28 protein-coding genes, 1 tRNA gene and 1 riboswitch are annotated in these 26796 nt (G+C 59.4%); of the genes, 18 read left to right on the forward strand and 11 right to left on the reverse strand.

Features of this window, described 5'->3' with window-relative positions:
• Positions 1–2: 2 nt before the first annotated feature.
• Positions 3–103: riboswitch (guanidine-I (ykkC/yxkD leader) on the reverse strand.
• Positions 104–379: 276 nt separating this feature from the next.
• Together ACA060_RS06645 and ACA060_RS06650 are read left to right on the forward strand one after the other, a co-directional pair.
• Complete coding sequence (locus tag ACA060_RS06645) at positions 380–622, forward strand: hypothetical protein (RefSeq protein WP_109628384.1); 243 nt, start codon at positions 380–382, stop codon at positions 620–622.
• A gap of 167 nt (positions 623–789) precedes the next feature.
• Complete coding sequence (locus ACA060_RS06650) at positions 790–1233, forward strand: hypothetical protein (protein ID WP_497316191.1); 444 nt, start codon at positions 790–792, stop codon at positions 1231–1233.
• Positions 1234–1350: 117 nt separating this feature from the next.
• On the opposite strand, the gene dspII is transcribed toward ACA060_RS06650, so the two are convergent.
• On the reverse strand, positions 1351–2463 hold the full coding sequence (gene dspII, locus ACA060_RS06655; RefSeq protein ID WP_497316193.1) for an enoyl-CoA hydratase/isomerase DspII: 1113 nt from the start codon (positions 2461–2463) through the stop codon (positions 1351–1353).
• A 132-nt stretch (positions 2464–2595) separates the two neighbouring features.
• Between dspII and ung the strand changes: the two genes are divergently transcribed.
• On the forward strand, positions 2596–3288 hold the full coding sequence (gene ung / locus ACA060_RS06660; protein WP_218495106.1) for a uracil-DNA glycosylase: 693 nt from the start codon (positions 2596–2598) through the stop codon (positions 3286–3288).
• Positions 3289–3315: 27 nt separating this feature from the next.
• Here ung and ACA060_RS06665 read toward each other — a convergent pair whose 3' ends face one another.
• The 4 genes from ACA060_RS06665 to ACA060_RS06680 are packed head-to-tail and all read right to left on the reverse strand — an operon-like array spanning position 3316 to position 7361.
• Complete coding sequence (locus ACA060_RS06665; protein ID WP_497316196.1) at positions 3316–4356, reverse strand: AbrB family transcriptional regulator; 1041 nt, start codon at positions 4354–4356, stop codon at positions 3316–3318.
• On the reverse strand, positions 4349–5863 hold the full coding sequence (locus ACA060_RS06670; protein WP_497316198.1) for a tripartite tricarboxylate transporter permease: 1515 nt from the start codon (positions 5861–5863) through the stop codon (positions 4349–4351). Before ACA060_RS06670 ends, ACA060_RS06665 begins: the two co-directional genes overlap by 8 nt.
• 1 nt (position 5864) lies before the next feature.
• Positions 5865–6323 carry a tripartite tricarboxylate transporter TctB family protein gene (locus ACA060_RS06675; protein ID WP_497316200.1) on the reverse strand — a complete coding sequence of 153 codons (459 nt, stop codon included), beginning with the start codon at positions 6321–6323 and terminating at the stop codon, positions 5865–5867.
• Positions 6324–6383: 60 nt separating this feature from the next.
• Positions 6384–7361, reverse strand: coding sequence for a Bug family tripartite tricarboxylate transporter substrate binding protein (locus tag ACA060_RS06680; RefSeq protein WP_109628390.1), 978 nt, complete (start codon positions 7359–7361; stop codon positions 6384–6386).
• Between the two features lie 391 nt (positions 7362–7752).
• Here ACA060_RS06680 and ACA060_RS06685 point away from each other — a divergent pair, with 391 nt between their 5' ends.
• Both ACA060_RS06685 and ACA060_RS06690 read left to right on the forward strand, forming a co-directional pair.
• Positions 7753–8424, forward strand: coding sequence for a response regulator (locus ACA060_RS06685; protein WP_038358340.1), 672 nt, complete (start codon positions 7753–7755; stop codon positions 8422–8424).
• Positions 8417–9805, forward strand: coding sequence for a sensor histidine kinase (locus ACA060_RS06690; RefSeq protein WP_497316202.1), 1389 nt, complete (start codon positions 8417–8419; stop codon positions 9803–9805). The genes ACA060_RS06685 and ACA060_RS06690 overlap by 8 nt, the downstream gene beginning before the upstream one ends.
• A gap of 178 nt (positions 9806–9983) precedes the next feature.
• On the opposite strand, the gene ACA060_RS06695 is transcribed toward ACA060_RS06690, so the two are convergent.
• On the reverse strand, positions 9984–10805 hold the full coding sequence (locus ACA060_RS06695) for an HDOD domain-containing protein (protein ID WP_497316204.1): 822 nt from the start codon (positions 10803–10805) through the stop codon (positions 9984–9986).
• Positions 10806–10840: 35 nt separating this feature from the next.
• Positions 10841–11782 carry a CAF17-like 4Fe-4S cluster assembly/insertion protein YgfZ gene (gene ygfZ / locus ACA060_RS06700; RefSeq protein ID WP_497316206.1) on the reverse strand — a complete coding sequence of 314 codons (942 nt, stop codon included), beginning with the start codon at positions 11780–11782 and terminating at the stop codon, positions 10841–10843.
• 149 nt (positions 11783–11931) lie between these two features.
• On the opposite strand from ygfZ, the gene ACA060_RS06705 reads away from it, so the two are divergent.
• A complete protein-coding gene (locus tag ACA060_RS06705) occupies positions 11932–12186 on the forward strand; it encodes an FAD assembly factor SdhE (protein ID WP_007944081.1) in 255 nt (84 codons plus the stop codon).
• Positions 12170–12622 (forward strand): protein YgfX, encoded by a 453-nt coding sequence (locus ACA060_RS06710; RefSeq protein ID WP_109628394.1) that lies wholly within the window; start codon positions 12170–12172, stop codon positions 12620–12622. Before ACA060_RS06705 ends, ACA060_RS06710 begins: the two co-directional genes overlap by 17 nt.
• On the opposite strand, the gene nadB is transcribed toward ACA060_RS06710, so the two are convergent.
• On the reverse strand, positions 12591–14207 hold the full coding sequence (gene nadB / locus ACA060_RS06715) for an L-aspartate oxidase (protein ID WP_497316208.1): 1617 nt from the start codon (positions 14205–14207) through the stop codon (positions 12591–12593). The genes ACA060_RS06710 and nadB overlap by 32 nt on opposite strands.
• A gap of 558 nt (positions 14208–14765) precedes the next feature.
• Between nadB and rpoE the strand changes: the two genes are divergently transcribed.
• The 4 genes from rpoE to ACA060_RS06735 all read left to right on the forward strand — a co-directional run bounded on the left by rpoE (position 14766) and on the right by ACA060_RS06735 (position 18540).
• On the forward strand, positions 14766–15347 hold the full coding sequence (gene rpoE, locus ACA060_RS06720) for an RNA polymerase sigma factor RpoE/AlgU (RefSeq protein WP_007944079.1): 582 nt from the start codon (positions 14766–14768) through the stop codon (positions 15345–15347).
• Positions 15348–15377: 30 nt separating this feature from the next.
• Positions 15378–15965: a sigma-E factor negative regulatory protein gene (locus tag ACA060_RS06725; protein WP_109628396.1), complete on the forward strand. Its 588-nt coding sequence runs from the start codon at positions 15378–15380 to the stop codon at positions 15963–15965.
• Positions 15966–15973: 8 nt separating this feature from the next.
• Positions 15974–16930: a MucB/RseB C-terminal domain-containing protein gene (locus ACA060_RS06730; RefSeq protein WP_109628397.1), complete on the forward strand. Its 957-nt coding sequence runs from the start codon at positions 15974–15976 to the stop codon at positions 16928–16930.
• A gap of 182 nt (positions 16931–17112) precedes the next feature.
• Positions 17113–18540: a DegQ family serine endoprotease gene (locus ACA060_RS06735; RefSeq protein ID WP_109628398.1), complete on the forward strand. Its 1428-nt coding sequence runs from the start codon at positions 17113–17115 to the stop codon at positions 18538–18540.
• A 79-nt stretch (positions 18541–18619) separates the two neighbouring features.
• Here ACA060_RS06735 and ACA060_RS06740 read toward each other — a convergent pair whose 3' ends face one another.
• On the reverse strand, positions 18620–20053 hold the full coding sequence (locus ACA060_RS06740) for a M48 family metalloprotease (protein ID WP_497316211.1): 1434 nt from the start codon (positions 20051–20053) through the stop codon (positions 18620–18622).
• Between the two features lie 98 nt (positions 20054–20151).
• Here ACA060_RS06740 and ACA060_RS06745 point away from each other — a divergent pair, with 98 nt between their 5' ends.
• Positions 20152–20391, forward strand: a complete 240-nt coding sequence (locus ACA060_RS06745; RefSeq protein WP_007898654.1) for a sulfurtransferase TusA family protein — start codon at positions 20152–20154, stop codon at positions 20389–20391.
• Between the two features lie 31 nt (positions 20392–20422).
• Positions 20423–21493, forward strand: coding sequence for an AI-2E family transporter (locus ACA060_RS06750; protein WP_497316213.1), 1071 nt, complete (start codon positions 20423–20425; stop codon positions 21491–21493).
• 142 nt (positions 21494–21635) lie between these two features.
• Here the strand turns inward: ACA060_RS06750 and ACA060_RS06755 are convergent, their stop codons facing one another.
• Together ACA060_RS06755 and ACA060_RS06760 are read right to left on the reverse strand one after the other, a co-directional pair.
• A complete protein-coding gene (locus ACA060_RS06755) occupies positions 21636–22109 on the reverse strand; it encodes a peroxiredoxin (RefSeq protein WP_109628401.1) in 474 nt (157 codons plus the stop codon).
• 10 nt (positions 22110–22119) lie between these two features.
• Entirely contained in the window at positions 22120–22680 is a 561-nt protein-coding gene (locus ACA060_RS06760; RefSeq protein WP_109628402.1) for a glycine cleavage system transcriptional repressor, read from the reverse strand.
• 328 nt (positions 22681–23008) lie between these two features.
• Here ACA060_RS06760 and dapA point away from each other — a divergent pair, with 328 nt between their 5' ends.
• From dapA to ACA060_RS06785, 5 genes are all read left to right on the forward strand, one after another.
• Positions 23009–23887: a 4-hydroxy-tetrahydrodipicolinate synthase gene (gene dapA / locus ACA060_RS06765; protein ID WP_497316215.1), complete on the forward strand. Its 879-nt coding sequence runs from the start codon at positions 23009–23011 to the stop codon at positions 23885–23887.
• A 17-nt stretch (positions 23888–23904) separates the two neighbouring features.
• The gene (bamC, locus tag ACA060_RS06770; RefSeq protein ID WP_497316217.1) at positions 23905–25020 is read left to right on the forward strand and encodes an NlpB/DapX family lipoprotein; all 1116 of its coding nucleotides are present in this window, start codon (positions 23905–23907) and stop codon (positions 25018–25020) included.
• Positions 25021–25024: 4 nt separating this feature from the next.
• Entirely contained in the window at positions 25025–25783 is a 759-nt protein-coding gene (locus tag ACA060_RS06775; RefSeq protein WP_008153089.1) for an MBL fold metallo-hydrolase, read from the forward strand.
• A gap of 28 nt (positions 25784–25811) precedes the next feature.
• Positions 25812–26525 (forward strand): phosphoribosylaminoimidazolesuccinocarboxamide synthase, encoded by a 714-nt coding sequence (gene purC, locus ACA060_RS06780; protein ID WP_008034929.1) that lies wholly within the window; start codon positions 25812–25814, stop codon positions 26523–26525.
• A gap of 83 nt (positions 26526–26608) precedes the next feature.
• A tRNA-Ser gene (locus tag ACA060_RS06785) sits at positions 26609–26698 on the forward strand.
• Positions 26699–26796: the final 98 nt, after the last annotated feature.

The raw sequence follows: 26796 nt of genomic DNA on the forward strand, positions 1-26796 counted from the left end.
TTGTCTCCCGGGCTTTTGTCCCGCCGTGTAACCTCAACTGGAGGTCGCCAACTCTCGGACCAGCCACTCGCCTTAGCGAGCCGGAACCCTAGTCAGCCATTGCAAATTGTGGTGCCGCGAACCTGTGATGACTCCTGCACGGGTTTGCTAAAGCGAGAGCCGTGCCAAGTTGGCTTGAGGGCTCTAGCGTGGGGAGTTACGCGAGTAGTCCGTTGGGGCAGGGAGGTCGGGCTGCCTTGTGATGGTGCGCGGGTGCACCGCAATGGATCGGACTGGCCGCTGATCCGAAGGTCCGCGCTGCTCGGCACTCGGCGCAATGTTGCCAGTCAAAAGGGGTGTCAGCCGGCCTGTTCCGGTTGTGGTCTTTCAGGAGGCCGCCATGTTTCGTCGACTGTTGTTCGGTGTCGTTCTCGGTCTGGGCTTGTCCGGCTGCTATTACTACGCCGGAGGCTACGATGTTTATTCCGCGCCCTATTACTACCCCGGCTATTCCCCTTATTCCTACTATTACGGTCCCCGCTATTACTACGGCCCACGCTTTTACGGCGGCTATCGCTACTTCTATTGGGGCGGGCACGGATCACGTCATCACGGGGGTGGATATCGTCATGGCCACCATTAATCGGCGGGTGAATAGATGAAAAACCTTTCATCGGCGACTTGTTTCAATCTGTTTCAAGAACGCACCAGATTTCGAAATCGATGTCTGATCTTTCGACAGTCACCGAATAATTGACTGTCGCCTGCCAGCGTCGCTGGTGTGGCTCACTCGCGGTCCAGGAGGCCGCCATGCTCTGTCGAAAACAGCTCCGCCGAATTCTTCTGATTGCAGTAGTGGGATTGTCTCTTGGTGCGTGCGTACCCTATTCCGATGGAGGAGGCAGCTACTACAGTTCCGAGGTCTATACCTCGCCAGCGCCCGCCTATTATTCCGGTGGCGGCCCTTATTATTCAGGTGGCGGCGGTTACTACACGCCGCCACGCCGGCACTACGCGCCACCGGCACGGTATTACCAACCAACACCGCGCTATTACCATCAGCCGCGGGTTTATCAACCGGCACCGCGTTATTACCAGTCGCAACGGGGCGACTACCGGGCCCATGGTTGGGACGGGCGGAACCGCGGCGGTTGGAGCAACGACAACCGTGGCCATGGCGGGCGCAACAATCACGGTGGGAGAGGCGACCATAATGGTCGCGGCGATCACGATGGCCGAGGTGGTCGCCGGTAATATGAGCTAAACGCAATACCTGTGTGGGAGCGGGTTTGCTCGCGAAGGCGGTGTGTCAGACGGCAATAATGCTGATTGACACTCCCTCTTCGCGAGCAAGCCCGCTCCCACATTCGTTTAGTATTCCGACAAATCAGCCAGCGGATGCCGCCCTTCCCAGACCTTGTGGAAGTGCGCTTCCACCACTGCATCCGGCACCGTGTTAACGTCCTGCCAGTGCCAATGAGGTTTCTGATCCTTGTCGATCAACCGCGCCCGCACCCCCTCGCTGAACTCCGGGTGACGGCAGCAATTGAGGCTCATCGTGTATTCCATCTGAAAGACCTCGGCCAGCGACATGTGCCGGGCGCGGGCGATCTGTTCCCACACCAGATGCGCAGTCAGGGGCGAGCCCTCGGTCATGGTCTTCGCCGCGCGGCTGAACAGCAGATCCGTATGGTCACGCAGATGGCTGATGGCTTTCCAGGCGCAGCGCACATCGCTGACATCCAGCAGCTCATCAATCTGCTGGCGCCGGGGCAGCCACTGCGCTTCGGGCATGTGCGCGAGGGCTTCCTGCTGCAAGGCCTTGAGCAGACTGTTGAGCTGCATCGGCGTCTGTTCCTGCCAGTTCAATTGCAGCAAGCCTTCGATCAGCTCTTCTTGCTGTTCATCGAGCAGAAAACGGTCGGCCAGGTCCAGGTCGATCGCATCGCGACCGTTCATGTGTGCGCCGGTCAGTCCAAGAAACAACCCAAGCTTGCCGGGCAGCCGTGAGAGAAACCAACTGGCGCCGACATCGGGATAAAGACCGATACTGATCTCCGGCATCGCCAGACGGCTGCTCGGCGTGACAATTCGGATGCTCGCGCCTTGCAGCAGCCCCATGCCACCACCGAGCACATAACCATGGCCCCAGCAGATCAGCGGTTTGGGGAAGGTGTGCAGATTGAAGTCCAGGCGATATTCCGCCGCAAAGAAGTGCGCGGCCAAGGGTGGCACTTCCCCCGGGTGAGCGCGACAGGCTTCCACCAGGCTGCGCACTTCGCCGCCAGCGCAAAAGGCCTTGGCGCCATTGCCGCGCAACAAAACACAGACGATTTGCGGATCCTTGGCCCAGGCGTCCATCTGATCGCGCAGGGCGTTGATCATGGGCAGGGAAAGCGCGTTGAGCGACTTTTCGGCATCCAGGCTGGCGATGCCGATGCGCGCGCCGTCGATGCCGGTGAGTTCTTCGAAGTGCAGATTCATCGTGACCTCGATAGGGAATTTGAGCGTTCAGTATGATCGCTGTACAGGAAAGTGCCGGATCTGCGTCAGATCAATTGACAAGCGCGATGGGCTTTCCTAGGGTTCGCCCCATTGTTTTTGCCGGATGTAACCATGACTGCTGACGACCGTATCAAACTCGAACCGGGCTGGAAGGAGGCGCTACGTGCCGAATTCGACCAGCCCTACATGGCAGAGTTGCGTAATTTCCTGCAACAGGAGCGCGCGGCGGGCAAGGAGATCTATCCTCCTGGACCGATGATTTTCAACGCACTTAACTCCACGCCGCTGGACAAGGTCAAGGTCGTCATACTCGGCCAGGACCCGTATCACGGCCCGGGACAGGCTCATGGGTTGTGCTTCTCAGTGCAACCGGGTGTACCGGCGCCGCCGTCGCTAGTGAACATCTATAAAGAGTTGAAGCGCGACCTGAACATCGACATCCCCAGTCATGGCTACCTGCAGAGCTGGGCTGAGCAGGGCGTATTGATGCTCAATACCACGATGACGGTGGAGCGGGCCAATGCCAATGCGCACAAGGACAAGGGCTGGCAGTTTTTCACGGATCGGATCATTGAAGTGGTCAGCCAGCAGCAACCGCATCTTGTGTTCATGCTGTGGGGCGCCCATGCCCAGAGCAAGCAGAAACTGATCGATGCCACCAAACACCTGGTGCTGACCTCGGTGCATCCGTCACCGTTGTCCGCCTATCGCGGATTTCTGGGTTGCGGGCATTTCAGCCGGACCAACAAGTTTCTTGAGCAGAATGGCGAGACGCCGATCGAGTGGCGGTTGCCGCCAGTCTAAAAAAGCTTCGCGGTCTAATGTTGCGAGTCAGGGTTGTTCCGGCTCGCGATTCCAATACCTGAACAACGGCTCCGCCAGAAACAACACAAACAACAACCGCATCACCTGCATCGCCGTCACCAGCGGCACCGATAACTGCAGGGTCTCCGCCGTCAGGCTCATCTCCGCAATGCCGCCGGGCATCATGCCCAACGTCAGCGAACGCAAATCCAGATGCGTCAGCGCACTCAATCCCAGTGCCGCCGCCGTGGCGATCAACATGGTCAGCACCGTGCCGATCAAGGTCCGCCCCATAAAGGAAGGCGCCCGACGGAAAAACTGCCGATTGAAGTGACAGCCCAAGCCGCTGCCGATCAGCCATTGGCCGATCTGGCTGCCGCCATTGGGCAAGCCGATGTGCAAATCCCAACCAATGCTTACCGCCGCACTCACCAGCAACGGCCCGAACAGCCACGGATTGGGTTGACGAAGACGTTCCCAGAGCCAGGCTGCCAGCGCACCTGCCGGGAATAGAAGGGCCAGCCACCACCAATTCACGGTACTTGGGTGCAAGACTGGTGCGCCGTAACCCAACAAGTATTTGAAGGCTGCTGGCACGCACAGCACCACCACCAGCACCCGCAAACTTTGCCCCGCCGCCACGCGACTGAGCACCGCGCCATTACGTGCGCCGAGGTTGACCATTTCCCCGGAGCCGCCGGGCATGCTGGAAAAGAACGCAGTGGCGCGATCCTCCCCGGTGCGCCGCATCAACCAGACCCCGACCACGGCGGACAGGCTGGTGATCAACGCACCGAAGAAGATCAAGCCGAAGTGACTCAACACCTGCTCCATCACCACCGGGGTGAAATGCAGGCCGATACCGATGCCGACCACCCACTGGCCGCACTTGCGGCCGCCAGGGATTTCCGCCAATTGCCAGGGTGTCAGGCAGCGCACCAGGATGATCGCCAGCAACGAGCCGACCATCCACGGCAGCGGCCAGCCGACCAGACTGGCGAGGTAACCGCCCAGCGCGCCGACCAGCGGCGTACCCCACCAGGCGTTGAAGGGTGTTCGATCAGACATCAGCGATAACGCGCCGCGCAACCGAACGTTTGCGCCAAATCCGCAGCAGCGGCATCAGCAACATGATGGCTGTCAGCACCCAGCAACCGAAGGTGATCGGGCTCGACCAGAGGATTTCCAGCGCACCGTTGGAGATCGACAGCGCACGACGCAGGTTCTGTTCCATCAATCCACCGAGGATGAAGCCCAGCAGCACGGGCGACAACGGGAAGTCCAGCTTGCGCAGGATGTAACCGAAGATGCCAATGCCGATCATCAGGAACAGGTCGAAGGTGGTGGCGTGCACCGCGTAGACGCCGATCCCGGTAATGATCGCGATCACCGGCACCAGCGCCCAGTTCGGCACGGCGAGGATGCGGGTGAAGATGCGGATCATCGGGATGTTGAGGATCACCAGCATGACGTTGGCGACGAACAGCGAGGCGATCAGGCCCCAGACGATGTCCGGTTGTTGCTGGAACAACAGCGGGCCGGGGGTGATGTTGTACAGCGACAGCGCGCCGATCATCACCGCCGTGGTTCCCGAACCTGGAACGCCGAGGGTCAGCATGGGCACCAGCGCGCCGCAGGCCGCACCGCCGATGGCGGTTTCCGGTGCAGCGAGGCCGCGCATGTCACCTTGGCCGAACGTGCCTTTGTCGCCGGCGATGCGTTTTTCGGTCATGTAGGCCACGGCGCTGGCGAGGGTGGCGCCGGCGCCCGGCAACACGCCCATGATGAAGCCCAACAAGCCGCAACGGATGTTCACCACGAACACCGCCGACGCTTCCTTGAAGTTGAACATCATCCGGCCGGTGGCTTTCACCGCTTCCTGGCCACGATGGGTTTTTTCCAGCAGCAAGAGAATTTCACTGATCGAGAACAGGCCCAACACCAGAACGACGAACTGAATGCCGTCAGTCAAATGGATGTTGTCTCCGGTAAAACGGTACACGCCGCTGTTGGCGTCGATGCCAACGGTCGACAGAAAAAGACCGATCAGCGCGGCAATGAACGTCTTCAACGGACGATCGCCGGCCATGCCGCCAAGGCAGACAATCGCGAACACCATCAACACGAAATATTCTGCCGGACCGAAGGCAATCGCCCATTTCGCCAGCAATGGCGCGAACAGCACCATGCCGCAGGTGGCGATGAACGCACCGATGAACGAACTCCACGCCGACAACGACAGCGCCACACCGGCCAGGCCTTTGCGGGCCATCGGGTAGCCGTCGAGAGTAGTCATGACAGTGGAGGCTTCGCCCGGGATGTTCAGCAGGATCGAGCTGATCCGCCCGCCGTATTCGCAACCCAGATATACCGCCGCCAACAGGATCAGGGCCGACTCCGGCGGCAGGCCCAGGGCGAACGCGATCGGGATCAACAACGCCACGCCATTGATCGGGCCCAGGCCGGGCAGCAGGCCGACAACGGTACCGATCAGGGTGCCGCAGAGCGCGGTCACCAGGTTATACGGGCTCAGTGCGACGCCGAAGCCCTGACCCAAATAGCCAAGAGTATCCATATCAGTTCTCCAGAACGCCGAGTACGCCCAAGGGCAGTGGCACGTCCATCAACTTGTCGAACAGCAGGTAAAGACCGATGGCCATCAGGCTGATGATCACCGCGCTCGGTAGCCAGCGACCGCCATACAGGCGAGCCATGGGGACGCCGATCAGAATGCTGGCGACGATGAAACCAAGGGGTTCGAAGGTGCCGGCGAACACCAGCAACAACACTACACAGATGCCGATCTTGATCAGCGTTTCACGGTCCAGTTTCGGGTCGTCGTCGCTGTGGATGATCGGCGTCGGCCGAAACACCATGTACAGCAAGCCGAGCCCCATCAAACCGAGCATCAGTAGCGGAAACGCGCGAGGGCCCACCGGTTCGTAGGAAAAAGCCGCCTGATACGGCCAGGCCATCAGTGCCAGGCCGACACAGGCCAGCAACAGCACCGAAGCAAAAATGCGTTGTAAGAGCATGGGGAACTCCTGGGCCGCAGCCCCCAACAGTCAGGGGCCGCAGCCGCTAGAAAGAGGCGATCACTGGATCAGGCCGAACTCTTTGGCCAGCACTTTGTAGTCGGCAACCTGCTTTTTCACGTAGGTGTCCAGCTCCGGGCCGGTCATGGCGAACGGGAAGAGCTCGCGTTGATCGCGCAGCTTGGCGAAGTCTTCGGACGCCAGCAGTTTGTCGAAGGCCTCTTTCCACCAGGCGTAGTCTTCGTCGCTGACCTTTGGCCCGAGGTAGAAACCACGAACCACCGGCCAGACGATGTCGTAGCCTTGCTCTTTGGCGGTCGGGATGTCTTTCATTTCCGGCTCGTCCAGGCGCTTCTCGGAGAACACGGCCAGTAGGCGCATGTCACCACTCTGGATGTGCGGCATGGAGTCGGAGATGTCGGTGCTGCCGACCTGGATGTGGCCGCCGAGCAGGGCGGTGGCGATTTCACCGCCGCCTTCAAGGGCGACGTAACGCAGGTCGCGCGGGTTGATACCGGCGGCCTTGGCGATCAGCGCGGTTTGCATCCAGTCCTGGCTGCCGACGGTGCCGCCGGAGCCGATCACCACTTTGCTTGGATCTTTCTTCAGTGCTTGCACGAGATCGTCGAGGGACTTGTAGGGCGAATCGCTTTTCACTGCGATGGCGCCATAGCTGGTGCCGACGGCGGCCAGCCAGCGAACGTTGGTTTCATCGAAACGACCGAACTTGCCTTGGGCCAGGTTCAGCAGCGAACCGCTGGACCACGCCACCAGCGTACCGGCATCCGCCGGACGTTGAGCGACCACCGCGTTGTACGCCACCGCGCCGACACCGCCGGGCATGTAGGTCACGCGCATCGGTTTGGTCAGCAGTTTTTCGTTCACCAGCGCGCTTTGCGCCAGTTTGCAGGTCAGGTCGAAACCGCCACCCGGTGAGGCCGGGGCGATGCATTCAGGGCGTTTTGGCTCGGCCATCAGTTGGCCGGCGAACAGCATGCAGCTGGCGGCGAGGGCGAAACGGCGCAGTGATCGATTCATTGTTGTCTCCACGGGAGTTTTTGTTTTTGGGGATGTTTCAGGTGCGGCGGTTTCGCGCCATGCAGCCGGTATCGGCGCTGACAAGCGTGAACGATGGGGATTGAAAAAACGGGCGGGGCGGGTATACCTGAAGCTGTCTGGCCAGCATGGTGCAGTACCTCGTTATTGTTCTTATTGGCGAAAACGCATCAAGGCGTTTTTCGGGAGCTACATTTCAAAGCACGATCGGCTGGTCCGCAGTCGAAACCATCCGTGGGCCGACTCTAACGGGCCAACCTTTCACTAACCTTTCAATTGGCTTTCACAGTTTTCAGGCTTCACAGCAGCGGATGCGGCTGTAAACTCCGCGCCAAAGAATGGCGTCGACCATCCCTGAATGAGGTAAAGATCCATGCGTGTTCTGCTCGTCGAAGACCATCTGCAGCTCGCCGAAAGCGTCGCCCAGGCGCTCAAGAGCACCGGGCTGACCGTGGATGTGCTGCACGACGGCGTGGCGGCCGACCTGGCCTTGAGCAGCGAGGAGTACGCGGTGGCGATCCTTGATGTCGGCCTGCCGCGCATGGATGGATTCGAAGTGCTGGCGCGCCTGCGAGCCCGGGGCAAGAACCTGCCGGTGCTGATGCTGACCGCCCGCAGCGACGTCAAGGACCGGGTTCACGGGCTCAACCTCGGCGCCGACGATTACTTGGCCAAGCCGTTCGAACTGACCGAACTCGAAGCCCGGGTCAAAGCCTTGTTGCGGCGCAGTGTGCTGGGCGGTGAGCGTCAGCAGCGCTGTGGCGTGCTGGCCTATGACCTGGACACTCGGCGCTTCACCCTCGGTGAAGAATTGCTGACCCTGACCTCCCGCGAACAGGCGGTCCTCGAAGCGTTGATCGCCCGGCCGGGTCGGGTGATGAGCAAAGAGCAGCTGGCTTCTCAGGTGTTTGGCCTGGATGAAGAAGCCAGCCCGGATGCCATCGAAATCTACGTCCACCGCCTGCGCAAGAAACTCGACGGCCAACCGGTCGCCATCGTGACCTTCCGCGGTCTCGGCTATTTGCTGGAAAGCCGCGATGCATAAGCCCAGCAGCCTGCGCTGGCGGTTGCTGTGGAACCTCGCGCTGTTGTTGGTGGTGTTAATGCTGGCCAGTGGTTTGAGCGCGTACTGGAATGGTCGCGAAGCTGCTGACACGGCGTATGACCGGACTCTGCTGGCGTCGGCGAGGACCATCGCCGCCGGCGTATCCCAGCGCGATGGCAGTCTCAGTGCCGATGTGCCTTACGTGGCCCTCGATACGTTTGCATACGACAGCGCCGGGCGGATTTTCTACCTGGTCAACGACATCAATCAGAAGCTGATTTCCGGTTACGAAAACCTGCCGCCACCGCCCCCGGGAACGCCGCGTACCGATGACTATCCGGCACTGGCGAGCTTCTATAACGCTCAATACCGTGGGCAGAACGTACGCGTGGTGAGCCTGCTCAAACCCGTGAGCGAACCGAACATGAACGGCATGGCGGAAATCCGCGTGGCGGAGACCGACGAAGCGCGAGTCGCGATGGCCCGCAGTCTGGCAGCGGACACGTTGCTGCGTTTGGGCATGCTGGCAGTTGGTGCGTTGCTGATGGTGTGGTTTGCGGTCAGCGCGGCGTTGCGTCCGCTGGAGCGCTTGCGCACGGCAGTGGAAGAGCGTCAGTCGGATGATTTGCGGCCATTGCCCCTGGTGGAAGTGCAGCATGAATTGTGGCCGCTGGTGCGCGCGCTCAACCACTTTACCGAGCGCCTGCGCGGGCAGTTCGAGCGCCAGGCGCAATTCATCGCTGATGCTGCCCATGAACTGCGTACGCCGTTGGCGGCACTCAAGGCGCGACTCGAACTGGGCTTGCGTTCAAACGAGCCGCAAACCTGGCGCAGCACCCTGGAAACCGCTGCCCAAGGCACCGACCGTCTGACTCACCTGGCCAATCAATTGCTTTCGCTGGCGCGAGTAGAAAACGGGGCTCGGGCGATTGCCGAGGGCGGCGCGCAGTTGTTGGACCTGAGTCAGTTGGCGCGCGAACTGGGCATGGCCATGGCGCCGTTGGCCCATGCGCGCGGCGTAGCCTTGGCGCTGGAAGCGGACGAGCCGGTGTGGCTGCGCGGCGAGCCGACGCTGTTGAACGAATTGCTGAGCAATCTGGTGGACAACGCCCTCGCTCACACGCCGCCGGGCGGCAATGTGATTTTGCGAGTCACGGCGCCGGCGGTGCTGGAGGTCGAGGACGACGGACCGGGGATTCCCATTGACGAGCGGGATCGGGTGTTCGAGCGCTTTTACCGGCGTAATCAGCAGGTCGCTGGCTCGGGGTTGGGGTTGGCGATTGTCGGTGAGATCTGTCGCGCGCACCTGGCGCAGATCAGCCTGCACGATGGTGAGTCGGCGGGGTTGAAGGTGCGGGTGAGTTTTATTGCGGGGGAGTGAATATTTTACCTGCGGCGAGGGGGCTTGCTGTGGCGAGGGAGCTTGCTCCCGTTGGGCTGCGAAGCAGCCCCAGAACCATGCACCACAGTCTTTTCGGTAAACCGCGTTGTTTGCGTTTACGACTGCTGCGCAGCCGAGCGGGAGCAAGCTCCCTCGCCACAGTCGCTTGTGTTCATGATCAATAAAACATCGATCGTGATTCTTCCAGATCGCGGCACATTGCCTCGCTCTCCGGATCGATCCCCAATTTCTTGAAGGCCGGTACGTTAAACACATCAAAGCGGGCGAGCGGATGGTCGGTGTCCTTGTGGCAATACAGGCTGGCCACCTGAACCAGATCGACATAATCGACCCGCTCCGACTGGCGTTCGAAATCCAGGTACAGCCCCGGCAACTGCACCAGCATTTCCGGGAATTCCCAGACCCTGAGCAGCTTGTCACCGATCAAGGGATGAATGCGGTCGATGACATGGTTGAGGCTGACCGGGTCGGACAGCAGTTCGTAGTGGTCTTCGGCATAGGTCAGAATCGGCAGCACGCCAATCTGATGAACCAGTCCGCCGAGGGCGGCCTGATCAGGCTTGAGTTGCGTGTAACTGCGGCACAGCGCATAGCTGACGCCAGCGATTTCCAGGCTTTTACGCCAGACCTCGCGCATTTTCTGTGCCACCACCTCAGAGCGGGCATGGAAAATCTGTTCCATCACCAGACCGATCGCCAGGTTACTGCTGTAGTTGACGCCCAGCCGCGTGATCGCCGTGTGCAGGTCAGTCACTTCCTGAGTCGCGCGCAGCAGCGGGCTATTGACCACTTTGATCAGGCGCGCCGACAACGCCGTATCACGACCGATCACTTTGCTCAGGGTGCTGACACTGACTTCCGGATCTTCAGCGGCCTTGCGAATCTGCAGGGCCACTTCCGGTAACGTTGGCAGAACCAGGTCATCGTTATCGATGGCCTCAACCAAATCCTGTTGGACCTTATCCGCCAGCTCGCTCATTTCTTTTCTCTAGGGTGTTGCAACAAGTGCTGCGGTTAACGCTGGATTTCGCGATCGCGATCCAGTTGATAAGGCAGGTCTAGCAAGTGCAGGGCCGGCCCTTCGAGAGCGCCCAGATGAATGTCGCCACCTTCTGCTGCTTCGGCTTGCAGTACGGCCAGGAGTTCAATGTTTTGCCCGGCGTTGGCGGCCAGCACCACTTCGCCGATCGAACTGCCGTGGGACGGGGAGAACAGTGGCGTGCCGGGCTCGGGCAAATCGCTGGCATCCAGGCTCAGGCGATACAAGCGGCGCTTGAGTTTGCCCAGGTACTGCATGCGCGCGACGATTTCCTGGCCGGTGTAGCAACCCTTTTTGAAACTTACGCCGCCGACGGCTTGCAGATTGAGCATCTGCGGGATGAACAACTCGCGGGTGCTCGGCATGACCTGGCCGATCCCAGCGCGGATCTGGCCCAGCAGCCATTGATTCAGAGTGCCTTCGGCCAACAGAACGGACAGCTTGCCCTTGGTGACGTCGGCCTGATCGGCAGCGACCCACAGTTCGGCGCGATCCGGCGAGACGCGAATGGCGATCAGACCTTCATGGCGCGCGACGCTGTCGGTGTCTGCCGGCAACTCAAGTCCCAGGCTACTCAGAGCGACATCGCCATGATCGAGGCCGAAGCGGACCCAGGCGGCGCTTTCATCGGTCAGTTTGGACTTGGAGAACACGGCATACTTTTTCAGGTCCGCCAACTGCGGTTCGACCAGTTCGGTGGCCATCGCCAGCAGAACGCCGTTGCCTTCCAGCACGATGCGGAAACTCGACTGCATCCGGCCTTTCTGCGTGCAGCGGGCGCCGAGGCTGGCCTGGGTGTCGCTCAGGTAATTGAGGTTGCAGGTCAATTGGCCTTGCAGGAATTTGCTGGCGTCCGCGCCGCGGACTGCAAGAACGCCTTCATGGGACAGGGTGCAGAAAAAAGCAGAATCGGCCATGGGTCATCGCAGGGTAAAGAGTCTGGGGGACATCATAAGGGGGCGCTCTCGAAATGGGTAGTTCACAAAGGATCGATGGCGCCCGACCAAAGCCGAGTGTTCGACCGGGCTCGGGGCTGTATACTTGCCGCCTATTTGAGGAGCGCTCCATGGTCGAAGATGTTGAACTGAATCGCCTCTACTGGCACAGCCGCCGCGGCATGCTCGAGCTTGACGTATTGCTGGTGCCGTTCGTGAAAGAGGTCTACCCGCACCTCAACGACGTCGACCGCGATTGCTACCGCAAGTTGCTCGAATGCGAAGATCAGGACATGTTCGGCTGGTTCATGGAACGCGCCGAATCGGAAGATCCGGAGCTTCAGCGCATGGTCCGCATGATCCTGGATCGTGTCCAGCCCAAGTAATGCGTTCGAATGCCGCTGGCATGCCTCGCGGCAGTTGCTGGCGGCGTATCTTGTGGCCCAGCTGTTCGCGCTGGGTTCGTTGTTTCTTCTCTCGATTCCAGTCTGGGCGCTTTTGCTCGGCATTACGCTGTGCGTGGTTCACGGCGTTTGGCTGCTGCCGCGACAGATTTTGCTGACGCATCCACGGGCATACCGCGGCTTGCGTCGCGATGCCGATGGCTGGCAGTTGTGGAATCAGGCCTCAGGTTGGCAACCCGTGCAGCTGCGGCCGGACAGCCTGGCGTTGCCGTTGGTCGTGGTGCTGCGTTTTCGACTGTCAGGAGAGCGACGGGTCAGATCGATCTGCGTTCCCCGGGATTCGCAGGCGGCGGATGTGCACCGACGCCTGCGGGTGAGGCTCACATTCAGTCGGCGTAGGTGGGCGGCACCAGAATAGTGTCCAGCGCGACCGGCAGCATGTTCGGGTAGTCGAGGGTGTAATGCAGGCCGCGACTTTCCTTGCGCTCCATGGCGGACTGGATCATCAGCTCCGCCACCTGGGCCAGGTTGCGCAACTCGATCAAGTCCCGACTGACTTTATAGTTGCTGTAGAACTCGTCGATTTCGTCCAGCAACAGCCGCACGCGGTGCTGCGCGCGTTGCAAGCGCTTGTTGGTGCGCACGATGCCAACGTAGTCCCACATGAACCGCCGCAGTTCATCCCAGTTGTGCGCAATGATCACGTCTTCATCGGAATCGGTGACCTGGCTGGCATCCCAGACGGGCAGGGCGATCGGAATCGAAACCTGCGGCAATTGTTCAAGAATGTCCGCCGCCGCCGAACGGGCGTAGACGAAACACTCCAGCAGCGAGTTACTGGCCATGCGGTTGGCGCCGTGCAGGCCGGTGAAACTGGTTTCGCCAATGGCATACAGCCCCGGCACGTCGGTGCGACCATTCTGATCGACCATCACCCCGCCGCAGGTGTAGTGCGCCGCCGGAACCACGGGAATCGGTTGCTTGGTGATGTCGATGGAAAACTCGAGGCAGCGTTCATACACCGTCGGGAAGTGGGTCTTGATGAACGCTTCGGGCTTGTGGCTGATGTCCAGATAGACACAGTCGACACCCAGGCGCTTCATCTCATGGTCGATGGCACGGGCGACGATGTCCCGGGGCGCGAGCTCGGCACGCGGGTCGAAGCGCTGCATGAAGCGTTCGCCGTTGGGCAGCTTCAGGTGCGCACCTTCGCCACGCAAGGCTTCGGTGATCAGGAAACTCTTGGCTTGCGGGTGATAAAGACAGGTCGGGTGGAACTGGTTGAATTCCAGATTCGCCACCCGGCAGCCCGAACGCCACGCCATGGCGATGCCGTCACCGCAGGCTCCATCGGGGTTGCTGGTATAGAGGTAGACCTTGGCCGCGCCACCGGAGGCGAGGATCACGAATCGTGCGCCGTAGGTGTCGACTTCGCCAGTGCCGCGATTCAGCACGTAAGCGCCGAGGCAGCGATCGCCTTCGAGGCCCAGGCGTTTTTCGGTGATCAGATCGATGGCGACCCGCTGCTCAAGCAGCTCGATATTGGGTCTCAGTCTGGCCTGGGCGAGCAAAGTTCTGAAGATCGCTGCGCCCGTGGCATCGGCGGCATGAATGATGCGTCGATGGCTGTGACCGCCTTCGCGGGTCAGATGAAACTCGAATCCACCGTCTTCGGTGCCGGATTGTTCATCGCGGGTAAACGGTACGCCTTGGTCGATCAGCCACTGGATGGCTTCTTTACTGTGCTCGACGGTAAAGCGCACGGCGTCTTCGTGGCAGAGTCCACCGCCGGCATTGAGGGTGTCATCGACGTGGGATTCGACAGTATCGGTATCATCCAGAACGGCAGCGACGCCGCCCTGGGCCCAAAACGTCGAGCCGTTGGCGAGGTCGCCTTTGCTCAGTACGGCGATGCGCAAATGACTGGGCAAGGTCAGCGCAAGGCTCAAACCGGCAGCGCCGCTGCCAATGACCAGAACATCGTGTTGAAACTGTTGGCTCATTTCAGGATTCCGCTCAAAGCGACCCGGGTCGGGGTTGGCGCAAGACTCCTGGAACGGCGAGTCAAGGCAGCCACACAGCCCACTAGTATATAGAGGGGGGGAGCGGCACAATACCCGAGCGCATATGGCATTGTGAAACTACTGTGACGGAAAATACCCGACGCTTCGTCGGATGTTTTTTCGGCCGGTTCGGTGACTAGGCGACTGTATCAACGATTTAACAGTCTTTTTCTATTCACGGTTGCACAATGTCCCTTTCGTCCGGCTATAAATATTTGGAACTTTTGCCAAAGGCCCAAGATCAATAGACGGTGCCTGAAAAGAAGGACAGTGTCGGTTTCAGGACGGGGCTCGTGGTTTGGCCCTGGCCAGTGAATCCGACAACAAGATTATTCGCGCAGCCGGGTCATGCCGAGCTGCGCTTTTCGTGCGTGCCAAATCAGAGCCCGCAGGAAACTTGCTTGGAGGGGGAGAACTTTTGCGAAAAGCCCGAGTCTATGTTTGCAAGTCTGGTCGTTTAGTTATGCAAGTCTCCTCCGAGCTTATCGAGGAGTGTTCATGCTAACCCAGGAAGAGGATCAGCAGCTCGTCGAGCGCGTTCAGCGCGGCGACAAGCGAGCTTTCGATCTGCTAGTGCTGAAATACCAGCACAAAATTCTCGGGTTGATCGTGCGTTTCGTGCACGACACCCATGAAGCCCAGGATGTGGCACAGGAAGCCTTTATCAAGGCCTACCGCGCACTTGGAAACTTTCGCGGAGACAGCGCGTTTTATACGTGGCTTTACCGCATCGCCATCAACACGGCGAAGAATTATCTGGTTTCACGCGGCCGTCGGCCGCCGGATAGCGATGTCAGTTCCGAAGATGCAGAGTTCTACGATGGCGATCATGGCCTCAAGGATCTCGAGTCGCCAGAGCGCGCATTGCTGCGGGATGAGATCGAAGGCACCGTCCATCGAACCATTCAGCAACTGCCAGAAGATTTGCGTACGGCGTTAACTTTACGTGAATTCGATGGTCTGAGTTACGAGGACATTGCGGCCGTCATGCAATGTCCGGTGGGTACCGTGCGCTCCCGGATTTTCCGCGCTCGGGAGGCCATCGATAAAGCCCTGCAGCCGTTGTTGCAGGAAAACTGAGACAGCGGCGATAGCCAAGAGAGGAACGCCATGAGTCGTGAAGCCCTGCAGGAATCGCTGTCCGCAGTGATGGATAACGAAGCGGACGAACTGGAATTGCGTCGGGTATTGAATGCCTTTGACGATGTTGAAACCCGTGAAACATGGGCTCGTTATCAGATCGCTCGGGCAGTTATGCACAAGGATCTGCTGCTTCCACGTCTGGACATCGCCGCGGCAGTTTCTGCTGCTTTGGCCGACGAAGCCGTACCGGCAAAAACTTCCCGTGGTCCATGGCGCAGCCTGGGTCGTCTGGCTGTCGCTGCTTCGGTGACCGTTGCCGTATTGGCAGGTGTGCGTCTGTACAACCAGGACGAGATCGCGGGTGTCGAACTTGCTCAGCAATCCACTCAACCGGGTCTGGCCGTTCCTCAGGTCAAGGGTCCAGCTGTGTTGGCAGGCTACAATGAGAGTTCGGAAGCCACTGGCCCTATGGCCAACGGCGTATTGCAAGGTCAACCAGGCTGGCACGATCAGCGTCTGCCAGGCTACTTGCGCCAACATGCTCAACAAGCTGCATTGAAAGGTACTGAGAGCGCTCTGCCTTACGCTCGTGCAGCAAGCCTGGAAAACCGTTAAGGAGGATCATGCGCGCCATACCTCTACTTTCGCTTCTGCTCGGTGGCTGGTTTGTTGTTCCAGCCCACGCCGATGAAGCCCAGGACTGGTTAACCCGTCTTGGTCAGGCCGAGCAACAGCAAAGCTTCCACGGCACTTTCGTTTACGAGCGTAACGGTAGTTTTTCTACCCATAACATCTGGCACCGTGTCCAGGATGGCAAGGTCCGCGAGCGTTTACTCCAGCTCGACGGCTCCGCACAGGAAGTCGTGCGCATTGATGGGCATACTCAATGCGTCAGCGGCACCCTGATAGCAGGGCTCGGGGATTCTCCCAACTCCGCTGCTCGTGCACTCGATCCACAAAAGTTAAAGAATTGGTATGAGCTTGCCGTCATTGGCAAGTCGCGTGTGGCTGGGCGTGCGGCAGTGATTGTTTCACTGAAGCCACGTGATCAGCATCGATACGGTTTTGAACTTCACCTCGATAAAGAAACCGGCTTGCCGCTGAAGTCATTGCTGCTCAATGACAAAGGGCAATTGCTGGAGCGTTTCCAGTTCACCCAGTTGAATACTGCCAGCGTGCCATCAGACACCGACTTGCAGGCAGGTGAAGATTGCAAGCCTGTCAACCTCGACGGTGACAAGGCTTCTGCGGTCAAGGCTGCCCAGGTTTGGCATTCGGATTGGCTTCCCCCCGGTTTCGAGTTGATCAGCAGCAGCTCCCGCAAGGATCCAGAGACCAAAACCCAGGTCAACAGTCTGATGTACGACGACGGTCTGGCGAGGTTCTCGGTATTCCTCGAGCCACTGAACGGTGCCACCCTCACTGACACCCGCACCCAGTTAGGCCCTACCGTTGCTGTTTCTCGACGCTTGACGACGCCTCAAGGCGAGATGATGGTGACTGTTGTCGGTGAAATTCCAATTGGTACTGCTGAACGGATTGCGCTGTCCATGCGCTCTGATGCCACTGCAACCAAGTAGTGAGCTGATATCGAAATGTTTGGTGAGCATTTCAATTTGCAAAAAAACCTGAATTTTTCTATAGGTCAGAGCCTCACGGCTCTGGCCTTGTTTTGTTGTTCCCGGAACAAAAATACCGGCGTATCTTTCCCGGTGTTCCTTGCTCCATATCGCTTAACCATGCTCGTCGTAACGGGAGCCGTATGTCGATACCACGCTTGAAGTCTTATCTTTCCATTTTTGCCACCGTGTTGGTGCTCGGTCAGGCGGTCACTGCTCAAGCAGTCGAATTGCCGGACTTCACCCAACTGGTCGAGCAAGCCTCACCCGCGGTGGTGAACATCAGTACCACGCAAAAGCTGCCGGACCGCAGAGTGTCCAGCCAGATGCCCGACCTTGAGGGCTTGCCACCAGCGCTGCGCGAGTTCTTCGAGCGGGGTATGCCGCAGCAGCCACGCTCGCCTCGCGGTGATCGCCAGCGTGAAGCACAGTCCTTGGGTTCGGGCTTTATCATTTCGCCAGACGGCTACATCCTGACCAACAACCACGTGATCGCCGATGCCGACGAAATTCTGGTTCGTCTCTCCGACCGCAGTGAATTGAAAGCCAAGCTGGTCGGTACCGATCCACGTTCCGATGTGGCGTTGCTGAAAATCGAAGGCAAGGATCTGCCAGTCCTGAAACTGGGCAAGTCCCAGGACCTGAAGGCCGGCCAGTGGGTCGTAGCGATCGGTTCGCCGTTCGGTTTCGACCATACCGTGACCCAAGGTATCGTCAGTGCCGTCGGTCGTAGCCTGCCGAACGAAAACTATGTGCCTTTCATCCAGACTGACGTGCCCATCAATCCGGGTAACTCAGGAGGACCGCTGTTCAACCTGGCCGGTGAAGTGGTCGGGATCAACTCGCAGATCTACACCCGTTCCGGTGGCTTCATGGGCGTATCGTTCGCGATCCCTATCGATGTGGCCATGGACGTTTCCAATCAGTTGAAAAGCGGCGGTAAAGTCAGCCGTGGCTGGTTGGGTGTCGTGATCCAGGAAGTGAACAAGGATCTGGCCGAGTCGTTCGGTCTTGAAAAGCCGGCCGGTGCGCTGGTGGCCCAGATCCAGGAAGACGGCCCGGCTGCCAAAGGTGATCTGCAAGTCGGCGACGTGATCCTGACCATGAACGGTCAACCGATCGTCATGTCTGCCGATCTGCCGCACCTGGTGGGCGCACTGAAAGAAGGCGAGAAGGCCAAACTTGAAGTGATTCGCGACGGCAAGCGCAAGAATGTCGAGCTGACGGTTGGCGCGATTCCTGACGAAGGTAAAGAGCTGGACTCGAAACTCAAGTCCGGTGTCGAAACCAATAGCAATCGTCTGGGCGTTGCCGTCGCTGATCTGACTGCCGAGCAGAAGAAAACCTACGATCTCAAAGGTGGTGTGGTGATCAAGGAAGTTCAGGACGGTCCTGCATCGCTCATCGGCTTGCAGCCAAATGATGTGATCACTCACCTGAACAACCAGGCAATCAACGACAGCAAGGAGTTCGCTGAAATCGCCAAGGCACTGCCGAAGAATCGTTCGGTGTCCATGCGGGTTCTGCGTCAAGGTCGTGCCAGCTTCATCACCTTCAAACTGGCTGAATAAACCGGTTGTCGGCTGAATAAGAAACCGCCTCGAAAGAGGCGGTTTTTTTGTGTCTGCGGTTTGTGTTCCGCAAGCAGGGTCAGCCCATCATGTCCTTGACCATGCGCTCCTGCTCCATCAGCTCACGCTGGCGGGCGTCGATACGCGATGACAGCGGGAAGTTGGTGCCGGCCTTGCGCTTGGCGAAGTCCAGTTGCTGAATGGCCTGACGATAGTCGCCAACCAGGGCGAAGTACTCCGCGCGAGCCTGATGCAGGCCGATAATGTTGCCCGACAGACCGCGCGTCTCTGCAACCTGGTACCACACGTCCGGATCGTCCGGGCGCGACTTGAGCAATCCTTCGAGCGCCTTCTCGGCATCGGCGGCGCGGTTCTGTTTGAGCAACAGATCGACACGCACCTGATTCAGCGGATAGTTGCCAGGGTACTGGGTCAGCATCCGGTCAACCCGCGTTTGAGCATCAGGCAGACGATTGTTGGTGATGTCCAGATCGACCTGCGCCAGGTTGTAGATGATTTCGTTCGGTGATTTGGCCAGCAGCAGCTTGAGGTTCTCACGAGCTTCATTCAACTGGCCGCCCTTGATCTGGGCGATCGCCAGGCCATACCGAGCGACGTCGCTTTTCGGGTTTTCATCGAGTTGCGCTCGGAAACGCTTGGCACCCAGGCCCGGGGTTTCTTCATAGACCAACTGAACGCGTGCGCGAATCAGCTGATAGCGCATGGTGTCTTCGACACCGCCCGCTTTGGCCTGTTCGGCGCGGTTGCGGGTGTCAGCGATCCGCGATTCGGTCACCGGGTGAGTCAGCAGGAATTCCGGTGGCTTGGCGTCGAAGCGGTATTGGCGCATCAGCCGTTCGAACATGGTCGGCATCGAACGCGGATCGTAACCGGCCTTTTCCAGGTTGAGGATGCCGATGCGGTCGGCTTCCTGTTCGTTCTGGCGCGAGAAGCGTCGTTGTTCCTGAATCGCCGCCGCCTGAGTGCCCGCAATCGCCGCGATCCCGGCGTCGCCGGCACCGGCGGCCGCAATGACGATCCCGGCCAGCAGTGCAGCCATCATCGGCACTTGCATGCGCTGTTGGGCTTCGACACCTCGGGCAAAGTGGCGTTGCGACAAGTGAGCCAATTCGTGCGCCAGAACGGAGGCGTATTCGCCCTCGGTCTGCGCGTTGAGAAACAGACCGCCGTTGACCCCGACAATCCCGCCCGGCGCTGCAAAGGCATTGAGCTGCGGGCTGTTGATCAGGATGAACTCCAGGCGTCGGTCATTGACCTGGCTGGTTTCCACCAGTCGGTAAACGCTGGATTCGACGTAATCCTTGAGCTGCGGATCGTTGAGCTGCGAGACCTGGCTGCGCAATAGCGCCAGCCATGCACGGCCCAACTGGTATTCCTGTTGCGGCGAGACAATGGCAGAACTGGCGTCGCCGAGTGACGGCAGGTCGTCGGCGAAGCCCGGTGAGGCGAGCAGGCAAGCGAGCGTCAGCAGGGTAGGGCGCAAAAAAGTCATGCACAAAGCCTTAGTCGACAAAGACCTTACTGTAGCCGGACACTTGGCTTGGGACCAGATATTCTAGGCAACTCCATCCCCTGACCCGGAGCGCTGTAATGACCGACGCTGTAACCCATGACGCCGAACTGGATGCCAGTGGCCTGAATTGCCCATTGCCGTTGCTCAAAGCCAAGCTGGAGCTCAATCGATTGGCCAGTGGCGCGGTGCTCAAGGTGATCGCCACCGATGCGGGCTCCCAGCGCGACTTTCGCACCTTTGCCCGATTAGCCGGTCATACGCTGCTTCGCGAAGAAGATGAGGCGGGTGTTTACCGCTACTGGTTGAAAAAAGCCTGAAACCTGCTGCGTTCATTTCTAAGGATTATTGATGTTCAAGGTGTTACGCGACTGGATTCAGCGCTACTTTTCCGATGAAGAAGCCGTGGTGCTAGCCGTGCTGCTGTTTCTGGCCTTTACCGCTGTGCTCACGTTGGGTGGCATGCTCGCACCGGTGCTCGCGGGGATGGTGCTGGCGTACCTGATGCAAGGCCTGGTCGTGACCCTCGAACGCCTGCGCATGCCGGGCGGGGTGGCAGTGGGGCTGGTCTTCGCCTTGTTCATGGGCGTTTTGCTGGTGTTTATCACTGTCGTAGTGCCGTTGCTCTGGCATCAGTTAATCACGCTGTTCAACGAACTGCCTGGCATGCTCGCCAAGTGGCAATCGCTGCTGTTGCTGCTGCCTGAGCGTTACCCGCATCTGGTCTCGGACGAGCAGGTGTTGCAGGCCATCGAAGTGGCACGCGGCGAGATCGGCAAGTTTGGTCAATGGGCGCTGACGTTCTCGCTGTCGAGCCTGCCGTTGCTGGTGAACATCATGATTTACCTCGTCCTGGTACCGATCCTGGTGTTCTTCTTCCTCAAGGACCGGGAAATGATCGGTCAGTGGGTGCGCGGTTATCTGCCGCGTGAGCGGGCGCTGATTACCCGTGTTGCCCACGAGATGAACCGGCAGATTGCCAACTACATTCGCGGCAAGGTCATCGAGATTTTCATCTGCGGTGGTGTGACGTATATCGGTTTCGTTGTGCTGGGGCTCAACTACGCAGCGCTGCTGGCATTGTTGGTGGGGGTGTCGGTGGTGGTCCCGTATGTCGGGGCGGTCGTGGTGACCGTGCCGGTCCTGCTGATTGCGCTGTTTCAGTGGGGCTGGAGCGATCAGTTCATTTACTTGATGGCGGTCTACGGGATTATCCAGACGCTGGACGGTAACGTGCTGGTGCCGCTGCTGTTTTCGGAAGCGGTGAATTTGCACCCGGTGGCGATTATCTGCGCGGTGCTGTTGTTTGGCGGGTTGTGGGGATTTTGGGGCGTGTTCTTTGCTATTCCGCTGGCGACGCTGTTCAAGGCTGTGCTGGATGCCTGGCCGCGGAAGGAGCCGGTGGTGGCGCCGCTGCTTTAACGGTCAACCGGGATGAGGTGGTGAGGCAGATGGCCTCATCCCGAGCAGGCTCGGTCCCACATTAGACCGCGTCAGTCTCGCCACCTCGGTCAACTGTGGGAGCGAGCCTACTCGCGATGGCGTTAGAACAGGCGCCAAATAATCAGCCCTTGTTCAACGCCTGTGCCGCCGCCAACACCGCATCCACATGCCCCGGCACTTTCACGCCGCGCCATTCCTGGCGCAGCACGCCGTCCTTATCAATCAGGAATGTGCTGCGATCAACGCCCATGTATTCCTTGCCATACAGCTTCTTCAGCTTGATCACATCAAACAACTGGCACAGCGCTTCTTCCTTGTCGCTGATCAGCTCGAAGGTGAACGCTTGCTTGGCCTTGAAGTTCTCGTGGGATTTGAGGCTGTCGCGCGAAACGCCGAAGACTTCGGTATTAGCCGCTTTAAAGGCATCAAGCTGATCGCGAAAGCCCTGGCCCTGAGTGGTGCAGCCCGGTGTGCTGTCCTTCGGATAGAAATAAATCACCACTTGCTTGCCTTTAAGGCCCGCGAGGCTGACGGTCTGTCCATTGGTGGCGGGTGCTTCGAAGTCGGTAACCGGTTGGTCGATGGCAACGGCCATGAAAGCTTCCTTACATTGGGTTTTGTGGGCGCCACGGTTCGATCAGTGCGTCCAGGTTCAGCGCGTCGGCGAAATCCAGGAACTGATCGCGCAGCCAGCTGATCTGCACGCCGGCCGGCAAGGTCACGGTAAATGTGGCGTTGAGCATGGTGCCGCCGGTTTGCGGCGCCTGATAGGTATCGCAGGTCAGGTTTTCCAGCTCGACGTTGTGGTCCATGAAGAACTGGCACAGCTCGTTGATGATGTCCGAGCGATAGGCCGAGCTGACATAGGCGACGTAAGGCAGGGCCTGGGGACGATTCTCCAGCGCCGCGCTGCGCACCACATTTACGGTGAATGCGTGCTTCTTGGCGAGGCCCGACAGGCTGCCTTCCAGGCGTGCAAGGGCGTCCCAGCTGCCGGAGATCTCGAGGATCAACGCGCTGCACTCGCCATGACGGGTCAGGCGAGAGGTGACCACGGCGCAGCGGTTTTCATGGCTGGCGCGGCACAGGACGTTAGTCAGCTCCATGGGGTTGGCGCCGAGGGCACTGATGACAAGGAATTGTTCGCGAACTGTGGGGGTGGACATGCAGCATTCCTAAAGCGATGAGCGGTCGATACTTTTACGGGCTTTTACTACCGGGGGCGAGCCTGCGGATGCGAATTCAGAAAACCCGGGCCGAAGGTTGCAACGTGCTCCATCAAGGCAGGAGCGAGGGGTGGCAACGCTGGATCGGGGCTTGTGATGCCGAAAATGGAGGCTGAAACCCGGCGTACGAGCTTGTCAGTACCGATCAAAGTCTGAAGGGTAGCGAAAAGCAGCGCCAAGGGGAATGGCAGCAGCGCAGTACTTTGCTTGTACAAGCATCTTGGCGCCAGTACCATTACCGCTCTCTTTTTCCGGCAGGAGCGGTTGCATGATTGCGGGCAGTATGGTGGCACTGGTCACACCCATGGATGCACAAGGTCGTCTCGACTGGGACAGCCTGAGCAAACTGGTGGACTTTCACCTGCAGAACGGCACCCACGCGATCGTGGCGGTCGGCACTACAGGTGAATCGGCCACCCTCGACGTGAACGAGCACATCGAAGTGATTCGTTACGTGGTGAAGCAGGTGGCAGGGCGCATTCCGGTGATCGCCGGGACCGGCGCCAACTCGACGCGCGAAGCGATCGAGCTGACCACCAACGCGAAGACCGCCGGCGCCGATGCTTGCCTGCTGGTCACGCCGTACTACAACAAGCCGACGCAGGAAGGCTTGTACCAGCACTTCAAGGCCATCGCCGAAGCCGTCGACATCCCGCAGATTCTTTATAACGTGCCCGGCCGCACGGCGTGCGACATGCTGGCTGAAACCGTGATCCGCCTGTCGACCGTGAAAAACATCATCGGCATCAAGGAAGCCACCGGCGACCTGACCCGTGCCAAGGCCATCATCGACGGCGTGAGCAAAGACTTCCTGGTGATCTCGGGTGACGACGCCACTGCAGTCGAGCTGATGCTGCTCGGCGGCAAGGGCAACATCTCTGTGACCGCCAACGTTGCTCCGCGTGAAATGAGTGACCTTTGCAACGCGGCCCTGAAAGGCGACGCCGTCACGGCCCGAGCGATTCACGAAAAGCTGATGCCGCTCAATAAAACCCTGTTTATCGAATCCAACCCTATCCCCGTGAAATGGGCACTGCATGAAATGGGCTTGATGCCGGACGGTATCCGTCTGCCGCTCACCTGGCTCAGCGCTGCCTGTCACGAACCGCTGCGGCAGGCCATGCGCCAGTCCGGCGTACTGGTTTAATTGAGGAAGCACTACGCATGAAGCGATTGGCCGGACTTTCCGCACTTGCCTTGATTATCTCCAGCACCAGTGGCTGCGGATGGGTCTGGGGCCCGGAAGGTTATTTCCGTGACCGTGGTAGCGATTACCTGGAAGCGCAACAGACTGCACCTATGCAATTGCCACCGGACGTCAGCACTTCAAAGCGTCTGGACCCGTTGCTGCCGATCCCGCGCAACGTGGCCGATGACTCCGCGAAGGGCGAGTACATCGTGCCGCGTCCGCAGCCGTTGACGGCTGGGGCCGACGCCAGCGCCTACTCCCTGCAGAAGACCGGTGATTCGCGCTGGATCGTCGCCCAGAACCCACCGGCCGAAGTCTGGCCAGTGGCTGTGCAGTTCTTTCAGGACAACGGTTTCCGTCTGGACGACCAGAAGCCGCAGACCGGCGAATTCACCACCACCTGGCAGCATTCCGACGAACTGTCGGCCGCGATGGCCAAGCGCCTGAGCGCCGCCGGTGTCAGCACCGACAGCGAAACCCGCGTTCGGGTGCGTATCGAGCCGGGCGTGCAGCGCAACACCAGTGAAGTCTACGTGGTCAGTGCCGAGCGTCCTGCCGGTAGCACCGCCGACGTGGCCTTCACCAACCGTTCGGTCAACACTGGCCTGGACGCGGCACTGGTCGACGACATGCTCGCAAGCATGAGCCGCATCTCGGAGAAGGGCGGTTCGGTCTCCATGCTGGCTTCGCGTGATTTTGATACGCCAAGTCGCGTCAGCCTGAGCGAAGACGGCAGCGGCAACCCGGTTCTGAACGTCGGCAACGACCTGGATCGTGCTTGGTCGAGCGTCGGTCGTGCGCTGGAGCAGGGCGAATGGCGCGTTGAAGACATCAACCGCAGCCTGGGCCTTTACTACATCAACCTCTCCGAAAAAGCCGAGAAGAAAGACGAGAAGCCTGGCTTCTTCAGCGGCCTGTTCGGCAGCGCGCCGAGCAAGGAAGAAGTTGAAGCCCGTGCCGAGCGTTATCAGGTTCGCCTGAGCAAGGTTGGCGAAAACGTCCAGGTCACCGTCGAGAAAAACATCAACACCGTGGCGCCAGCAGAAGTGGCGCGCAAAGTGTTGAGCGTGATTCAGGACAACTTGGGCTGATCACATGCGTTTTGCCGTTCTCGGCAGCGGTAGCCAAGGGAACGGCACGCTGATAGCCAGCGCTGACACGTATGTACTGGTGGATTGTGGTTTCTCCCTGCGGGAAACCGAAAAACGCCTGCTGCGCCTGGGTGTGAACCCTGCGCAGTTGAGCGCGATACTCGTGACCCACGAACATGCCGACCACGTGCATGGCGTGGGTTTGCTGTCTCGGCGCTACAATCTGCCTGTCTACCTCAGTCGCGGGACCCTGCGCGGGATGCGCAAACCGATTGAACCGGCTGGCCTTCTGGCTGGCGGTGAGCAATTGCAGATCGGCGCACTGAGCATCGGCGTCATTGCCGTGGCCCACGATGCACAGGAACCGACGCAATATGTGTTCAGCGACGGTGAGCGGCGCTTCGGCCTGCTGACTGACCTGGGCTCCTATTGCAACAAGGTGCTGGACGGCTATCGGGACCTCGATGCATTGATGATCGAGTCCAACCATTGCCGTGACATGCTGGCTCGCGGTCACTACCCGTACTTCCTGAAGCAGCGGGTGGGCGGTGAACTGGGACATTTGAACAACCACCAGGCGGCATTCCTGGTGTCTGAGTTGGGCTGGCAAGGCCTGCAACACCTGGTCCTGGCCCATCTGAGCAGCAAGAACAACCTGCCGCAGCTGGCCCGGCAATGTTTTGTCGACACCCTCGGGTGCGACCCGGACTGGCTGCAACTGGCCGATCAAGATTCAGGGCTCGACTGGCGACACATCGCCTAGCCCACCTACTTAGCAAGCGGAGCCCATCATGGAAAAACGTGAAGAACTCTACCGCGGCAAAGCCAAATCGGTTTTCAAGACCGACGACGCTGACCGCTTGATCCTGCTGTTTCGCAACGACACCTCGGCGTTCGACGGCAAGCGCATTGAGCAGCTCGACCGCAAAGGCATGGTGAACAACAAGTTCAACGCCTTCATCATGCAGAAACTCGAAGCCGCCGGCGTGCCGACCCAATTCGACAAACTGCTGGGCGACAACGAATGCCTGGTGAAAAAACTCGACATGATCCCGGTCGAGTGCGTCGTGCGTAACTACGCCGCCGGCAGCCTGGTCAAGCGCCTGGGCGTCGAAGAAGGCATGAAGCTCAACCCTTACACATTCGAACTGTTCCTGAAGGACGACGCCAAGGGCGATCCGTTCATCAACGAATCCCACGTCGTGGCCTTCGGTTGGGGCACCGCCGAGCAACTGGTTCGCATGAAAGAACTGTCGCTCAAGGTCAACGAAGTCCTGAGTAAACTGTTCGACGACGCCGGCCTGCTGCTGGTCGACTTCAAACTCGAATTCGGCGTCTTCTCCGACGGCTCCATCGTTCTGGGCGACGAATTCAGCCCGGACGGCTGCCGCCTGTGGGACAAGGCCACCGGCAAGAAAATGGACAAGGACCGCTTCCGTCAGGGGCTCGGTGACGTCATCGAAGCCTACGAAGAAGTCGCCAATCGTCTGGGCGTACCGCTTTAACCGACGCAAGCATCTGAAAGCACGGAAAAATTTCGCTTAGGGGGTTCGCTTCCGGCGAAAGTGTTGTTATGATGCGCGCCGTTGGAGAGATGCCAGAGTGGCCGAATGGGACGGATTCGAAATCCGTTGTACCTTCACCGGTACCTAGGGTTCGAATCCCTATCTCTCCGCCATTACATAGAAAACGCCCCGTAGCTGAAAAGTTACGGGGCTTTTTCGTTTCTGGCGGTTTATTTTTTATCTCGACCAGCGGTCGGGGCCTAGCGGATGG

Source organism: Pseudomonas sp. LBUM1671 (genome assembly GCF_059695685.1).

Bases quoted from the DNA above. Each gene is read 5' to 3' on its own strand.
- ACA060_RS06760 (WP_109628402.1), bottom strand. From the start codon at position 22,680: ATGTCCACCCCCACAGTTCGCGAACAATTCCTTGTCATCAGTGCCCTC.
- ung (WP_218495106.1), top strand. From the start codon at position 2,596: ATGACTGCTGACGACCGTATCAAACTCGAACCGGGCTGGAAGGAGGCG.
- ACA060_RS06680 (WP_109628390.1), bottom strand. From the start codon at position 7,361: ATGAATCGATCACTGCGCCGTTTCGCCCTCGCCGCCAGCTGCATGCTG.
- nadB (WP_497316208.1), bottom strand. From the start codon at position 14,207: ATGAGCCAACAGTTTCAACACGATGTTCTGGTCATTGGCAGCGGCGCT.
- ygfZ (WP_497316206.1), bottom strand. From the start codon at position 11,782: ATGGCCGATTCTGCTTTTTTCTGCACCCTGTCCCATGAAGGCGTTCTT.
- ACA060_RS06665 (WP_497316196.1), bottom strand. From the start codon at position 4,356: ATGTCTGATCGAACACCCTTCAACGCCTGGTGGGGTACGCCGCTGGTC.
- ACA060_RS06775 (WP_008153089.1), top strand. From the start codon at position 25,025: ATGCGTTTTGCCGTTCTCGGCAGCGGTAGCCAAGGGAACGGCACGCTG.
- ACA060_RS06755 (WP_109628401.1), bottom strand. From the start codon at position 22,109: ATGGCCGTTGCCATCGACCAACCGGTTACCGACTTCGAAGCACCCGCC.
- ACA060_RS06690 (WP_497316202.1), top strand. From the start codon at position 8,417: ATGCATAAGCCCAGCAGCCTGCGCTGGCGGTTGCTGTGGAACCTCGCG.
- ACA060_RS06735 (WP_109628398.1), top strand. From the start codon at position 17,113: ATGTCGATACCACGCTTGAAGTCTTATCTTTCCATTTTTGCCACCGTG.
- ACA060_RS06695 (WP_497316204.1), bottom strand. From the start codon at position 10,805: ATGAGCGAGCTGGCGGATAAGGTCCAACAGGATTTGGTTGAGGCCATC.
- ACA060_RS06685 (WP_038358340.1), top strand. From the start codon at position 7,753: ATGCGTGTTCTGCTCGTCGAAGACCATCTGCAGCTCGCCGAAAGCGTC.
- rpoE (WP_007944079.1), top strand. From the start codon at position 14,766: ATGCTAACCCAGGAAGAGGATCAGCAGCTCGTCGAGCGCGTTCAGCGC.
- ACA060_RS06645 (WP_109628384.1), top strand. From the start codon at position 380: ATGTTTCGTCGACTGTTGTTCGGTGTCGTTCTCGGTCTGGGCTTGTCC.
- ACA060_RS06750 (WP_497316213.1), top strand. From the start codon at position 20,423: ATGTTCAAGGTGTTACGCGACTGGATTCAGCGCTACTTTTCCGATGAA.
- ACA060_RS06650 (WP_497316191.1), top strand. From the start codon at position 790: ATGCTCTGTCGAAAACAGCTCCGCCGAATTCTTCTGATTGCAGTAGTG.
- bamC (WP_497316217.1), top strand. From the start codon at position 23,905: ATGAAGCGATTGGCCGGACTTTCCGCACTTGCCTTGATTATCTCCAGC.
- dapA (WP_497316215.1), top strand. From the start codon at position 23,009: ATGATTGCGGGCAGTATGGTGGCACTGGTCACACCCATGGATGCACAA.
- ACA060_RS06670 (WP_497316198.1), bottom strand. From the start codon at position 5,863: ATGGATACTCTTGGCTATTTGGGTCAGGGCTTCGGCGTCGCACTGAGC.
- ACA060_RS06740 (WP_497316211.1), bottom strand. From the start codon at position 20,053: ATGACTTTTTTGCGCCCTACCCTGCTGACGCTCGCTTGCCTGCTCGCC.
- ACA060_RS06745 (WP_007898654.1), top strand. From the start codon at position 20,152: ATGACCGACGCTGTAACCCATGACGCCGAACTGGATGCCAGTGGCCTG.
- dspII (WP_497316193.1), bottom strand. From the start codon at position 2,463: ATGAATCTGCACTTCGAAGAACTCACCGGCATCGACGGCGCGCGCATC.
- purC (WP_008034929.1), top strand. From the start codon at position 25,812: ATGGAAAAACGTGAAGAACTCTACCGCGGCAAAGCCAAATCGGTTTTC.
- ACA060_RS06730 (WP_109628397.1), top strand. From the start codon at position 15,974: ATGCGCGCCATACCTCTACTTTCGCTTCTGCTCGGTGGCTGGTTTGTT.
- ACA060_RS06675 (WP_497316200.1), bottom strand. From the start codon at position 6,323: ATGCTCTTACAACGCATTTTTGCTTCGGTGCTGTTGCTGGCCTGTGTC.
- ACA060_RS06705 (WP_007944081.1), top strand. From the start codon at position 11,932: ATGGTCGAAGATGTTGAACTGAATCGCCTCTACTGGCACAGCCGCCGC.
- ACA060_RS06725 (WP_109628396.1), top strand. From the start codon at position 15,378: ATGAGTCGTGAAGCCCTGCAGGAATCGCTGTCCGCAGTGATGGATAAC.